This window comes from Streptomyces sp. HUAS ZL42, from assembly GCF_040782645.1.
Classification (GTDB): Bacteria; Actinomycetota; Actinomycetes; order Streptomycetales; family Streptomycetaceae; genus Streptomyces.
This window is the reverse complement of record NZ_CP160403.1, coordinates 1275409-1289547: the sequence shown is the minus strand read 5'-3', so window position 1 is coordinate 1289547 and position 14139 is coordinate 1275409. Positions and strand designations below refer to the sequence as shown.

The window sequence follows — 14139 nt, the reverse complement described above, 5'->3', positions numbered from 1 at the left end:
CCGGACGAATACATCCGGCGATCGGCACTGCTCGTGATCTCTTGTTCACGGTCCCTGACCTGTGCAAAGGTGTGCCCTGTCGACGTACGGACATACTTTTGGCCCCGTGCGTACGAGGCTCCTCCCATTCCACCCCGGTGCTTCAAAAGAGCTGCCCCAGGCGGATGTCGGAGACGCCGAACTCTGTATGGGTGGACTCCGTCGCGCCGTCGGCGGGGTCGCATACCCCTTGGTATGGACTTGGACGCCGCACGTCCTGGGAGGAACGCCGCTGTGAAGGACGCAGGCCTGTCGAATTCTCCGACTCCCGCTCCCCGGTTCGACGCCACCGACGAACAGCTGAGCGCCGAGCTGAAGAAATGGACAGGTGCGTCACCCGCACTGCATCCCGTCGGTGAACTGCTCGACCGGCACTGGGAGGCGGCCTTCGCCTACGCGCGGCTGTGCACCGACAGCGCACGGGCGGCGGGCATGCTCACCACCGCGGCGTTCACCCGACTCTTCGGCGCGTCGCTCCGGCAGAACGGGCCGTCGTCCGCATGGCGGCCCCAACTCCTCGTCACCGTGCGCCGGATCGCCGCGGAGTGGGACGCCGACGGCAGACGCGACCTGCTCCATCCCGCACTGCGCGCCGACGACGGCGGGAGCCGGGCGGCGGCGCGGCTCCTGCCCACGTCGTACGGGCTGCTGGCCCGGGCGTTCCAGCGGCTGCCCCAGTCCGCCCGCTGCGTGCTGTGGCACATCGAGGTCGAGTCCGAACCGCTGGAGGTACCCGCGGCGTTGCTGGGCTGGGAGGAGGACACGCGCGTCGAACTGGACCGGGCACGCGAGCGGCTGCGTGAGGAGTGCCTCGTCGTCCACCGCGAACTCGCCCCCGACCAGGAGTGCCGCCGCTATCACCGGATGCTGGACGTGACCTACCGGCGCGGCGGTATCGACATCGACCCCGATCTGCGTACGCATCTCGAGCAGTGCGGGCACTGCCGGCAGACCGCCGACCAGCTGCAGCAGTTCGACGAAGGGCTCGGCGTCGCCCTTGCCGAGGGCGTGCTGGGCTGGGGCGCACGGGCCTATGTGGAGGCCAGGGCGCACCAGGACGACGAGAGCCCCGACGGGGCTGAGTTTCAGCTCCCCGCCTTCGCGGGCGAAGCCTTCGAGGCCAGGGCGACCCGCAGCAACTGCCGTACTCACTCACGCCGTTCGGCACAGAAGCGGGCCCGCCGCGCCCGCCGCCGCAACCTGGCCGCCGCCGTCCTCACCGTCAGCGGACTGATCGTCCTCCCGCTGGCGCTGTGGACCCTCGGCTCCGGCGACGGCGACAGCACGGCCGACGGCAAGACCTCCGAGGCTCCCGGCTCCGGTTCTGGCAAGTCGACCGGCGACCCGTCCTGGATCGGAACCGGAGAAGGGGCGAAGGGCACGCTGAGCGGCCGGCTCCACAACGTCGTCTCCGGGCTGTGCGTCGGCGTCGTCGGCGACAAGGCCGTCGAGGGCGCCGAGACCAAGCTGACCGCCTGCTCCTCGGCCGCGGACCAGCAGTGGTCGTACGAGACCGACGGGTTGCTGCGCAGCGACGAGGACCCCGCCCTCTGCCTGGACTCCCGCCTCGGCTACTCGGTGCGGCTCGCCCCCTGCGTGGACGCCGACCACCCGGATGCCAAGAACGTCCGTTACGACTTCACCCTCCAGGGCACGCTCGTGCCGCGCTTCGACCAGAACCTCGCGCTGGCGCCCGCCGCCACCGACGGCTCCGGCGCCCTCGTCCTCAAGGCCCGCGCGGACGGCACGCCGCAGCGCTGGGTCATCGACACCTCGAAGCCCAACCTCCGGATGCAGATCGTCAACTGGGGCACGGACAGCGGCCTCGCCTCGACGACGTCCTCGGTCAAGCCGACCCCCAAGGCCGCGCACAAGCCGACCCCGACGCCCTCCGCGACCCGGACCACCGCACAGCCGGCGCCGACGAGTTCGCCGTCCACGGCCGACCCCTGTGCGCAAAACCCGTACTACTGCTCGTGGAACGGCCAGTACGGCGGATCCGGCGGCTACGGCTATGGGTACGGGTACGGCGGCTACGGGGGTTACGGCTACGGCCGTCGATGACCGGCAGCCACGGCAGCGCCGGTAAGAGGTCAGGACTCCTCGACCAGTGACAGCTCCGCCCAGATCGTCTTGCCCTCGGTGTGGTGCCGGCTGCCCCACCGCTGGGTGAGCTGGGCGACCAGCAGCAGGCCCCGGCCGCCCTCGTCCCAGGTCTTGGCGCGGCGCAGGTGCGGAGCGGTGTGGCTGGTGTCGGACACCTCGCAGATCAGCGTGGCGGCGTCGTGGATCAGCCGCAGCCGGATGGGCTGTGCGCCGTACCGGATGGCGTTGGTGACGAGTTCGCTCACCACAAGCTCCGTGGTGAACGTGGCCTCGGTCAGCTCCCAGGTGGCGAGCTGCTCGACGACCTGCTTGCGGATCGGGGCGACGAGCGCCGGATCGGCGGGGATGTCCCAGGTTGCCACCTGGTTCGCGGGCAGGCCCTGGGTGCGGGCGAGGAGCAGGGCCACGTCGTCGGGCGCCCCGCCCGGGGGGAGCAGGGCGTGCAGGATGCGGTCGCAGGTCTCGTCCAGCGAGTCGGTGCGGGCCTCCAGCGCGGCGCACAGCAGGGCGTGACCGGCGTCGACGTCCCGCTCACGGGACTCGATGAGCCCGTCGGTGTAGAAGGCGAGGACCGTGCCCTCCCGTAGCTCCAGCTCGGTCGACTCGAACGGGAGCCCGCCCAGCCCCAGGGGCGGACCGGAGGGCAGGTGGACCCGGCGGGGTGCCCCGCCCGGCGGGAGCAGGACGGGTGGCGGATGCCCGGCCCGGGCGAGGGTGCAGCGTCTGGACACCGGGTCGTAGACGGCGTACAGACAGGTCGCGCCGACCTCACCAGGGCTGCCCCCCTCGCCGCCGGCGTCCTGCGACAGCCGTACGACGAGGTCGTCGAGGTGGGTGAGGAGCTCGTCCGGGGCCAGGTCGATGTCGGCGAGGGTGCGCACGGCGGTGCGCAGCCGGCCCATGGTGGCCGAGGCCTGGATGCCGTGGCCGAGCACGTCGCCCACGACCATGGCGACCCGCATGCCCGACAGCGGGATCACGTCGAACCAGTCACCGCCCACTCCCGCCTGTGCCGCCGGCAGGTAGCGGGAGGCCGCCTGCACGGCGGCCGAGCGCGGCAGCGACCGGGGCAGCAGGCTGCGTTGCAGGGTGAGGGCGGTCTCGCGCTCGCGGGAGAAGCGCCGTGCGTTGTCGATGCAGACCGCCGCCCGGGCCGTGACCTCCTCGGCCAGCAGCACGTCGTCGTGGGTGAAGGGGTCGGGGCGCCGGTAGCGGGTGAACACGACGACGCCGAGGGTCGTGCCACGGGCCTGCAGGGGCACGGACATCGTGGAGTGGATGCCGTACTCCTCGACCCGCCTTACGCGCTGCTCGTCCCAGGCGCGCCACTCGTCAAGGTCGCCGGACGGCACCGCGGCCACGACCGTGCGCCCCGCGACCAGGGACGCGGCCTGCGGAGAGGGGCCGGGGTAGGCGTCCACCCGTCCCGGCTCGGCCACGGCCTCCGGGGTGCCCGGGTTGATCGACTGGTGGGCGGCCCGCCGCAGGCGGACCGGCGCGGTCAGCGGGCCCGTGGGCTCACCGCCGTGCTCCTGCGGCTCGAGCAGGTCGACACTGACGAAGTCGGCCAGTGTGGGCACGCACACGTCGACCAATTCCTGGGCGGTGCGGGTCACGTCGAGCGTGCTGCCGATGCGCACGCTCGCCTCGTTGACCAGCTGCAGCCGCTCGCGGGCGAGGAAGTGCTCGGTGAAGTCGTGGGCGGTGACACAGATGCCCCGCACCTGTCCGGCGGCGTCGGTGAGGGGCGCGAGCCGGGCCAGCCAGGCGTGCGCGCGTTCCTCGCCCGTGGCCTTCATGAAGGTGTGCATCTCCTGCCGCGCCCCGGTGGCCAGGACCCGGCGCATGTGCTCCTCGATCTCCGTGTTCTGCGGCCTGGTGCCGATGTCACCGGCCCGCAGGCCCCGTATGCGGGCCGGGGGCAGCTCGATCAGTTCGGCCATGGCGTCGTTGACGCCACGCAGCCGCAGCTCTTCGTCGAAGATCATCGTGGCGCACGGCGACTGCGTAAGGGCTGCCCGCACCAGGGGGTCGTTCGGCAACTCGGAGTCTCCGCCGTCCAGCGGCGTCACCGCGAGCCACTGGGCCGGGCCGTCGTCCTCCGGCGGTCTGCGGTGGGCGAGGACCCAGACGGAGAGGGTGCCGCCGTCGCGGTGCCGCAGGGTCAGGGTGCCGCTCCAGCGGTCCTCGTCGGGCCCGGGCGGCCCGCCCTCACCGCCGCCGGCCAGCAGCTGCGCGGCCGGACGGCCCACGACCTCGGACGGGTCCCAGCCCAGCAGACGGCGAGCGCCTTCGTTCCACCGGGTCAGCGTGCCGTCGTCGAGGATGACCGCCCGTGCCGCCGAGGCATCGTCGAACGGGTAGTCCGGGCTCATCGTCCCCACTCCATCGCGGACACTCACAGTGAACAGGCGCGTCACTTGAGTTCCAGCCTAGTGGGTCCGGCTCAGGCGCGACGGCGAACCGTTCCCGATCACGGGGCGCGGACACTGCCGCACCCTTGACGCGCCCGCGTGGCACCCCGTCAGAATCTGTTCGGTAACGATCAGTTGTGAGTACTTCTGGGCCCTGATGAGGGAGAGCCGCCACGACGGTCACTCGCAGATCGGTTCTGATCGCCTCCACGGCCGCGCTGGCGGCGGGGGCGCTCCTGGCAGCCCCGGCGACCCATGCGGCCGAGGCCACCGGGAGCGCGTCCGGCCGGCGCACGGTCGCCTTACGGGACGGCTGGCGTTTCGCGCTGGTCAACCCGGGCGGGATCACCGATCCGACCGCGCCTACGCCCGCGCCGCCGACCCGGACTGCGACGACTCGGCGTGGCGCCGGGTCGCGGTCCCGCACGACTGGAGCATCGAGCAGGCACCCACCACCGACCACGGCACCACCAGCGGCACCGGCTTCTTCCCCGGCGGCCTCGGTTGGTACCGCCTCGCCTTCACCCTGCCGCCCGCGTACGCCGGCAAGGCGGATCTCGGTGGAGTTCGACGGCGTCTACATTGGACTCGTACGTCTACTGCAACGGCACGGAGGCCGGCCGCCACCCCTACGGCTGCACCGGCTTCGCCTTCGAGACCGTCGACGGCCGCGAGTACCTCGAGACCACGGAGGCCACCGGAGACGACAAGGCGGCCCCTACCCGGGCAGCTACACCAGCCCCGACGGCAGCACCGGCAAACTCCACCTCACATGGAAAGTGCCGTTCCAGCCCGGCGTGTTGAAGGCGGTGGCCGGCAGGGGCGGCAAGGCCGCCGCCACGGACGTCCTGCGCACTGCGGGCGAGCCGCACGCCGTGCGCCTCGCGCCCGACCGCAAGTCGCTTGCCGCGGACGGGCGTTCCCTGCTCTTCGTCACCGCCGAGATCGTCGACGCCCGTGGCGTCGTCGTGCCCGACGCGGACCACCTCATCGCCTTCGATGTGACCGGCGGCTCCCTCGCCGGGCTCGACAACGGCCGCGAAGAGAGCGCCGAGCGCTACCAGGCGAGCACGCGGACCGCCTTCCACGGCATGGCCCTCGCGATCGTGCGCTCCGGCACGGAGCTGGGCGCGCTGAAGGTGACCGCGAGTGCGGAGGGTCTGCACAAGGGCACCGCGACCGTGCGCACCACCGCGGCCCGCTCGGTGGCGACCACGCCGGCGACGGTGTTCGCCCCCGACTATCCTGCGCCCCCGAACTACCCCTACGCGGACGCCAGTTACTTGGGACGCCCCGACACCCTCCCGGCCGCGATGCTCGACGGCGACCCGGCCACCGGCTGGTCCAACGGCTTCTCCAAGGCCGCCACGGCCCTGCTGCCCGCCTTCAACGGGGCCAGGCCGCAGGACTGGGTCTCGGTGGACTTCGTGCCACCCGGACCTTCGATCGGGTGGAGGTCCCTTTCACGGTGGACGCGACGCACACCCTGCCCGCGCAGGCCGAGGTCGCGGTCTGGGACGGGCGCCGTGTGCCGGTCGAGGGGACGGCCGTCGAGTGGGCCACCGCCTCGGACGCGCCGACCGCCATCACCTTCGACCCGGTACGCGGCTCCCAGTTGCGGCTCGCCCTGACCAGCAGCCACCCGGGCGAGGTCCGCGGGGCGGTACGGATCAGCAGGCTGGAAGTGCCGGTCGGCTGACCGGACCGTACGGTCCGGGCGGGCGGATTCGTCCCGTCCGGACCGTTGACGGGGTGTCATGCCTGGAACAAGCATGGCCTGAGTCCGCATATGGGAGCGCTCCCATCGCGGGCGTCACCCGCACCTCTCCCGAGGAGCCAGACGTGAAACGACGCAGCACCGTCCTCGTGTCCCTGACAGCCCTGTTAGCGGCGGGCCTCACCGCCCTCCCGGCCGCACCGGCCGGTGCGGAGGAGGTCGAGCAGCTCAAGAACGGCACCTTCGACACCACCACCGACCCGTGGTGGACGACGAGCAACGTCACAGCCGGCCTGTCCGACGGCCGGATGTGCGCGGACGTACCGGGCGGCACCACCAACCGCTGGGACGCCGCCGTCGGCCAGAACGACATCACCCTGGTGAAGGGGGAGTCGTACAGGTTCGGCTTCACCGCGAACGGTTCGCCCGAAGGGCACGTGGTGCGGGCGATCGTGGGGCTGTCGGTGTCGCCGTACGACACCTGGTTCGAGGTCAGCCCGCAGCTCGGCGCCTCCGGGAACTCGTACTCGTACACCTTCACCTCACCCGTCGACACCACCCTGGGCCAGGTCGGCTTCCAGCTCGGCGGCAGCGCGGAGGCCTGGCGCTTCTGCATGGACGACGTGTCGCTGCTGGGCGGTGTGCCGCCCGAGGTGTACGAGCCGGACACCGGGCCGCGGGTGCGCGTCAACCAGGTCGCCTATCTGCCCGCAGGGCCGAAGAACGCCACCCTGGTGACCGACGCGACCGCGAAGCTGCCCTGGCAGCTGAAGAGCGCCTCCGGCACCGTGGTCGCCCACGGCTGGACCCTGCCGCGCGGCACCGACGTCTCCTCCGGGCAGAACGTCCACTCGATCGACTTCGGCTCCTACAGGAAGCAGGGCAAGGACCTCACCCTGATCGCCGACGGCGAGACCAGCCGCCCGTTCGACATCGGGACCGCCGCCTACGAGCGGCTGCGTCTCGACGCGGTGAAGTACTACTACACGCAGCGCAGCGGCATCGCGATCCGGGACGACCTCCGGCCTGGCTACGCCCGCCCGGCCGGCCATGTGAACTTCGCCCCCAACCAGGGCGACGCCGACGTCCCCTGCCGGCCGGGCGAGTGCGACTACACGCTCGATGTGACGGGCGGCTGGTACGACGCCGGTGACCACGGCAAGTACGTCGTCAACGGCGGCATCTCCGTCTGGGAGCTGCTGAGCACGTACGAGCGCTCCCTGACGGCCCGCACAGGGCGGCCGGCCAGGCTCGGTGATGGCACCCTCGCCATCCCGGAGAGCGGCAACAAGGTGCCGGACATCCTCGACGAGACCCGCTGGGAGCTGGAGTTCCTGCTGAAGATGCAGGTGCCAGACGGGCAGCCACTGGCCGGGATGGCGCACCACAAGATCCACGACCAGCAGTGGACGGGCCTGCCGCTGCTGCCGAGCGACGACCCGCAGAAGCGCGAGCTGCATGCGGCGACCACCCAGGCGACCCTTAACCTCGCGGCGACGGCCGCGCAGGCGGCACGTCTGTACCGCCCGTACGACAAGGCGTTCGCGGCGAAGGCGCTGACGTCGGCGCGCAAGGCGTGGGCGGCGGCCCTGGCCCACCCCGAGGTGTACGCGGACCCGGACGACGGCACCGGCGGCGGGGCCTACCCCGACACCAACGCCACGGACGAGTTCTACTGGGCGGCCGCGGAGCTGTACCTCACCACCGGCGAGAAGCAGTTCGAGACGTACGTCCTGAACTCTCCGGTCCACACGGCCGACATCTTCGGCAGCCTCGGCTTCGACTGGGGCAGGACTGCGGCCGCGGGCCGGCTCGACCTGGCGACCGTCCCGAGCAGGCTGCCCGGTCGGGACAAGGTGCGGGCGTCGGTGGTCGGGGGCGCGGACAAGTACCTGGCCACGCTGAAGTCGGAGCCGTACGGTATGCCGTACGCCCCGCAGGGCAACCTGTACGACTGGGGCTCCAGCCATCAGGTGCTGAACAACGCCGTGGTCATGGCGACGGCGTACGACATCACGGGCGCCGCGAAGTACCGCGACGGGGCCCTGCAGAGCATGGACTACGTGCTCGGCCGCAACGCGCTGAACATGTCGTACATCACCGGCTACGGCGAGGCCAACGCGCACAACCAGCACAGCCGCTGGTACGCCCACGAGCTCGACCCCGGTCTCCCCAACCCGCCGCACGGCACGCTCGCGGGCGGCCCCAACTCGAGCATCCAGGACCCCTACGCGCAGAGTAAACTCCAGGGCTGCGTAGGCCAGTTCTGCTACATCGACGACATCCAGTCCTGGTCGACCAACGAGACCGCGATCAACTGGAACGCGGCGCTGACCCGGATGGCGTCGTTCGTGGCGGACCAGGGCTGACACTCCCGGGGCATACCCCTTCGGTACCTTCCCGCCTCCCTCTTGACCTGGGGATATTTACGAGTAAGTACCCGGGCGGTACCGTGAGGGGTATGCCAGCCCTCAACGTGGAATTCAGCGATCGCGAGCTGGAGGACCTTCGGCAGATCGCCAAGGAACGCGGCACGTCGATGAAGGCTCTCGTGCGTGAGGCCGCCGCCGCCGACATAGCGCGCCACCGCGCGCTGCAGGAGGGGGCGGAGGCCTTCCGCCGGTTCTTCGCGTCCCACGCGGACGAGTTCGCCGCCGCCTTCCCCGACGACGAAGCGCCCGCCAGGGGCGAGGGCAGGGTCGCCTGACCGATGGCACCCGTCATCCACATAGACGTGCCCTGGCTGCTCCAGCGGCACGAGGAGGTCCTGCCGGACCAGCCCACGATCAACGACTTCTCGGCGCTGGTCGCCGCGGTCGCCCGCCACCGAGTCGATCCGCCCCGCCTCGGCGTGGACTCCGACCCGGCCTGGCGGGCCGCCGCCCTGCTGCACACTCTCGCGCTGCTCAAGCCCCTGCCCTCGTCCAACGCGCGTTTCGCCTGCGCCACGGCGGTGGCGTACATGTTCGTCAGCGGCGTCGGCATCGACCCGCCGTACGGCGCGCTGGTGGACCTCGCCCGTGACCTGATCGACGGCAAGACGGACGTCTACGGCGCGGCCGACCGGCTGCGCTCCTGGCAGATCTAGGGCCCGTCGGGCAGGCCCTGTGGGGCTGATCCCCGGGCGGAGCTCTGGGCCGCCGACCGAGGGCGGGAGGAGCAAGGTCGGCGGCCGTTTCGCGCAGGAGAGCCGCCGTCCTGCGCGGGGCCTCCGAGGATCGGCCGCTTCCAGTGGACTACCCCGGGGCGCACGCCGGGAGCGTGCGCGGCGCGTCGGCCAGTGTGCGTGGTTCACACGGGGCGCGGGAGAACCGACGGCCCGCGCCCCCGGTGGACAGCAGGGGAAAACACATCTCGAAAACCGGTGCGAGTGAGACCGGATGGGCCTGCGTGTCTGATTTTGCTTCAATGAGGCCCATGTTGCCCAGGCGTCTTGTTGCGCACGAGTAAGTTGTGCAAGGGTGAACCACCCGGGCGGGGGGTAAAGGCTCGGGACTCCGCAAACGTCCCTCGGCGGACCGGATCCGAATCGCCGTCGGTGAATTCGTGCTCCCCGCACCCGCACCGCACAGGTACGCATCAAAGGAATCCGCTCAGTGCCCACCCCCCACCCCCCTCGTCCTCCTTATCCGCCGCCCGGCGGCCAATCGGGAGAATCCGACGAGTCTCTCGCCGTGCGGATGCGCGGCGGCCCGGACGGCGAAGTCGCCCAGGCCACCGCTCTGCTGATCGCCCGGCACTGGCAGCCCGTGCACGAGTACGCGGTCATCTGCCTCGCCTCCTCCGCGAGCGTCGCCTCCATGGTCACGGCAGCCGCCTTCCATCAGGTCTTCGACCGGCTGACCCTGGGCGAGCCGGGCGCCGCGCTGCGGCCCCGTCTGCTGGTGACCGTGCGCGACACGGTCCGGCTGTGGTCCTCCGAAGAGCGAATATCCGGTGTTCTGCCGGATTTGGAGAAACCCGCCGGAGGGCGTGGCCTGCGCGCCGCCAAGTCCATGACGCCCGAAAATCGCGTGCTCGCCGAACGTTCATTTCAGGGCCTTCCCGCGGTCGCCCGCTGCCTGCTGTGGCACACCGAGGTCGAGGCGGAACCGATAACCGTTTCCGCCGGCCTTCTTGGCATGGACACCGAAAACGCGTCGGCGGCCCACGAACAGGCCCGGGAAAAACTCCGAGAGGGCTGTGTCCGCGCGCACCGGGAACTCGCGCCGTCCAAGGATTGCCGCTTCTACAACCGCCTTCTCGACGTCCCCATTCGCCGGGGCGGTGCCCTGCTGCCGGATGTCCAGCGGCATCTGGCGGAGTGCCGCTACTGCCGTTCCGCCGCCGAACAACTCGGTCATTTCGAAGGCGGGTTGGGGGTACTGCTGGCGGAGGCGGTACTCGGCTGGGGAGCCCGCCGCTACCTCGACTCGCGCCCGGGTCGCGACGGACAGCAGACCGTGCGCGTCCGCGGCGCCGCCCGGCACCGCGGCGGGGGACCCCGCGGCGGCTCGGGCCGTCGGCTCCTGTCCCGGATCCCGTCCCCCCGCCGTGGCCTGCCCGGGGGACCGAACTCGTCGCGGTTCCTGCTCACGGGGGTCGGCCTCGCCTCCGCCGGGCTGCTGACGACCCTGTTCGCCGCGGGACTGTGGTCGGACGACGGCGGCGCCGACCCGGCCGCCTCCACCAGCGCGACCGGCGGCAGCCCCACCACCGACTCCTCCGGGCCGACAGGCACGGCCCAGCTGCCCAACGCGCCCCGGCAGACCAGGCTGCGCAACGCCGACGCCGACCTCTGCCTGGACATCCGGGGCGAGGCCAAGGCGGGCGCGGCGGCGGAGCTGGCGGCGTGCTCCTCGGACTGGAGCCAGCAGTGGTCGTACGCCGACGACGGACAGCTGCGCAGCGTGGCGAACCCCGAACTGTGCCTGGACTCGCATGCGGACGCCGGCGTCGTCATCCTCGGCGAGTGCGCGCAGGAGGACGACAGGCGGGGCGACGACGTCCGCTACGACCTCACTGCGCAGGGGGAGTTGCTGCCTCGGTGGGACGATGCCCTCGCCCTCACCTCCACCACCGGGGAACCGGGCGCCGACATCGTCGTCAAGGTGCGCGACGGCTCCACGGGACAGCGCTGGGTGACCGACCCGGTGACGGCCGACCCGGGTTCCCTGTCGAGTGGGAGCGAGACCTCGTCCGCGCAGCCGGTCGAACTGTCGGACCGGATGTCGTGAGGGCCCCCGGCCGACGTCCGCGGATCAGTCCTCCTCCAGGAGATCCGCGGCGCCGACCGTGGCCGGACCGGCGTGACCGGACAGGGCGAGCGTGAGGTCGAACTCGGCGAGCAGACAGCGGATCACGTGCTCGACACCGGCCTGTCCGTCGAGGCCGAGGCCATAGACGTACGGCCGGCCCACGAGCACCGCCCGCGCACCGAGCGCGAGCGCCTTGAAGACGTCGTCGCCGGTGCGGATGCCGCTGTCGAACAGGACCGTGAGCCGGTCGCCGACCGCCCGGGCCACCCGGGGGAGCGCGTCGGCCGCCGCGACCGACCCGGCGACCTGACGGCCGCCGTGGTTGGAGACCACCACACCGTCCATGCCGGCGTCGGCTGCCAGGCGGGCGTCGTCCGGGTGCAGGATGCCCTTCAGCACGATCGGGCCGTCCCAGTTCTCCCGCAGGAACGCCAGGTCGGGCCAGGTCTTGCCGGGGTCCGCGAACAGACCGACGAAGTGCAGCACGGCCGCGTTCGGATCCTCGTGCACGGGCTTGGCCAGGCCCGCCCGGAAGGCCGGGTCCGAGAAGTAGTTGGCGGTGCCCACGCCGTGCAGGAACGGCAGATACGCCTGGTCGAGATCGCGCGGACGCCAGGCCAGGAGCGGTGTGTCCAGGGTGACGACGAGCACGGTGAACCCGGATGCCCTGGCCCGGCTCAGGAAGCTCCGCGTCACCTCGCGGTCCTTGGACCAGTACAGCTGGAACCAGCGCTCGGCGTCGCCCATCACCTCCGCGACCTGCTCGATCGGTGTGCTGGACGCCGAGGACAGGATGTACGGCACGCCCTGCGCGGCGGCGGCCCGGGCCGCGGCGGACTCGGCGTCCGGATGCATGATCGACAGCACGCCGACCGGTGCCAGGGCCAGCGGGGCGGGCAGCGAGCGGCCGAGCACCTCGACCGACAGATCACGCTCGTGCACGTCCCGCAGCATGCGCGGCACGATCCTCCGGCGCTCCAGCGCCGCCCGGTTTGCCCGCGCCGTGCTGCCGTCGCCCGCGCTGCCCGCCACATAGCCGACCGGGCCGGGGCCGAGCCGCCGCTCGGTGAGCTCCTCCAGCCGGGTCAGATCGGTGGGCAGGCGGGGCACCGCGCCCGACATCCCGTTCAGGTAGATCTCGTACTGGAAGTCCGCCCAGTGCTTGGCCACCGTACGTCCCGCCTCTCGTCGTCGAGCCCGCGTCCGCAGGCTGACGATACCGGCCGGTACGTCGGGCGGAGACTCAGGGGGACACCGCCGATTCGCCCAGGATCCGTGCCAGTTCACGCGGCTGCGAGAACATCGGCCAGTGGCCGGTGTCCAGCTCCACCAGTTCCCAGCGCTCGTTCTTGAGCAGCTCTGCCACGGCGGGCGCCGGTTCGTCCCCGTCGAGCAGGCACTTGACGTACGTCGACGGCAGGTCGCCGGGCGAACCCTTCAGCACCGCCGGTTCGGTGAGCGTGGAGCCCGGGTGCGGAGTCCCGGCAGAGACGATGCGGGACATCTGCTCGTCGGTGAGTCCCTGGCCCGCGTAGTCGTCGGCGTCCAGGGGCGGCCAGAAGCCGTCGTGGTTCTCGATCGACGCGCGCACGTGGTCGCTCGGCCAGCCCGACAGGAACGACTCCCCGTCGAAGGGAACATTCGCGTCGACGTACACCACACGTCGCAGCCGGTCGCCGATCCGCTCGGCGGCCTGGCCGACCGGGACGCCGGCGTAGCTGTGCCCGACCAGGACCACGTCCCGCAGATCGAGCCGCTCGACCTCGTCGACGATGTCCTGCACGTGCGTCTGCTGTCCGGCGGGCGCACCTTGCCTCTCGGCGAGGCCGGACAGCGTCAGCGGATGGACGTCGTGCCCGGCCGCGCGCAGTTCGGCCGTCACCTCGTCCCATGCCCACGCTCCGAGCCATGTGCCTGCCACGAGTACGAATCGAGTCATGCCCGCAACGTAGCGGAGAGGTCTGACAGTGACGGGCCGTCAGTTCGGGTCTGTGCCGGATGAGTCGGTCACCTCCGTCGCTCAGCCCTCGTCGGCGGGCGCGTCCTGCGGCTCGGCGTCCGGGCCCTGGGCCCGCACCCGCTGGACATGCGCGAGGGACTCCCGCAGCTCGGTGAGCCAGTCGTCGGTGTGGCGCTGGACCAGCCGGACGCACCAGGCCAGGGCGTCACTGCGGCTGCGGGCCACGCCCCCGGCGATCAGGGTGTCGAGGACCTGGCGCTCGGGCTGGCGCAGTCGTGTCATGACGGGCGCGGCCACGTGCGTGAACAGCGCGCGCCGCCCGCCGCACTCCACCCCCCAGGAGACCTTCCGGCGGAACCGGTGTTCGGCCTCGCGGGCCACCCCGATCCGGGCCTCCCGGGTGCGCTCCCGGAACTCCTGCATCCGGCCCTCGAGGGCAGCCTCCCGCTCGGCGGCCGGCGCGTCCTCGGTGAGGCGGGGTTCGGGGATCCGGCCGATCACGGTGATCTCCTCGCGGTCGACCGTCACCTCGGTCAGCTCCTCGAAGAGGTCGTCCGGCAGCCGGCCTGCGAACCAGCCGCGAAGCTTCTCTTGCTGCTCGCTAGTAATCATGTAATGACGATTACTCGACTCGGACATGAACACAAGGGGTTGGGGGAGAGTCCG

The 14139-nt window shown here is 71.7% G+C and carries 9 protein-coding genes and 1 pseudogene; 6 read left to right on the top strand and 4 right to left on the bottom strand.

Annotated elements, in window-relative coordinates; genetic code table 11:
• Nucleotides 1-273: 273 nt before the first annotated feature.
• On the top strand, nt 274-2103 hold the full coding sequence (locus ABZO29_RS06075) for a ricin-type beta-trefoil lectin domain protein (protein ID WP_367319090.1): 1830 nt from the start codon (nt 274-276) through the stop codon (nt 2101-2103).
• Between the two features lie 29 nt (nt 2104-2132).
• Here ABZO29_RS06075 and ABZO29_RS06070 read toward each other — a convergent pair whose 3' ends face one another.
• On the bottom strand, nt 2133-4520 hold the full coding sequence (locus tag ABZO29_RS06070) for a SpoIIE family protein phosphatase (RefSeq protein ID WP_367319089.1): 2388 nt from the start codon (nt 4518-4520) through the stop codon (nt 2133-2135).
• A 236-nt stretch (nt 4521-4756) separates the two neighbouring features.
• Here ABZO29_RS06070 and ABZO29_RS06065 point away from each other — a divergent pair.
• From ABZO29_RS06065 to ABZO29_RS06045, 5 genes and pseudogenes are all read left to right on the top strand, one after another.
• Nucleotides 4757-6258, top strand: a pseudogene (locus ABZO29_RS06065) (sugar-binding domain-containing protein).
• A 143-nt stretch (nt 6259-6401) separates the two neighbouring features.
• Nucleotides 6402-8645: a glycoside hydrolase family 9 protein gene (locus ABZO29_RS06060; protein WP_367319088.1), complete on the top strand. Its 2244-nt coding sequence runs from the start codon at nt 6402-6404 to the stop codon at nt 8643-8645.
• A gap of 92 nt (nt 8646-8737) precedes the next feature.
• Entirely contained in the window at nt 8738-8983 is a 246-nt protein-coding gene (locus tag ABZO29_RS06055; protein ID WP_168376497.1) for a hypothetical protein, read from the top strand.
• Between the two features lie 3 nt (nt 8984-8986).
• Nucleotides 8987-9364, top strand: a complete 378-nt coding sequence (locus ABZO29_RS06050) for a toxin Doc (protein ID WP_367319087.1) — start codon at nt 8987-8989, stop codon at nt 9362-9364.
• Nucleotides 9365-9872: 508 nt separating this feature from the next.
• A complete protein-coding gene (locus tag ABZO29_RS06045; protein ID WP_367319086.1) occupies nt 9873-11492 on the top strand; it encodes an RICIN domain-containing protein in 1620 nt (539 codons plus the stop codon).
• A gap of 24 nt (nt 11493-11516) precedes the next feature.
• Here the strand turns inward: ABZO29_RS06045 and ABZO29_RS06040 are convergent, their stop codons facing one another.
• From ABZO29_RS06040 to ABZO29_RS06030, 3 genes are all read right to left on the bottom strand, one after another.
• Entirely contained in the window at nt 11517-12683 is a 1167-nt protein-coding gene (locus ABZO29_RS06040) for a lactate 2-monooxygenase (RefSeq protein WP_367319085.1), read from the bottom strand.
• Between the two features lie 73 nt (nt 12684-12756).
• Nucleotides 12757-13452, bottom strand: a complete 696-nt coding sequence (locus ABZO29_RS06035) for an alpha/beta fold hydrolase (RefSeq protein WP_367319084.1) — start codon at nt 13450-13452, stop codon at nt 12757-12759.
• Between the two features lie 81 nt (nt 13453-13533).
• Nucleotides 13534-14085, bottom strand: coding sequence for a hypothetical protein (locus tag ABZO29_RS06030; RefSeq protein WP_367319083.1), 552 nt, complete (start codon nt 14083-14085; stop codon nt 13534-13536).
• Between the last annotated feature and the right edge of the window lie 54 nt (nt 14086-14139).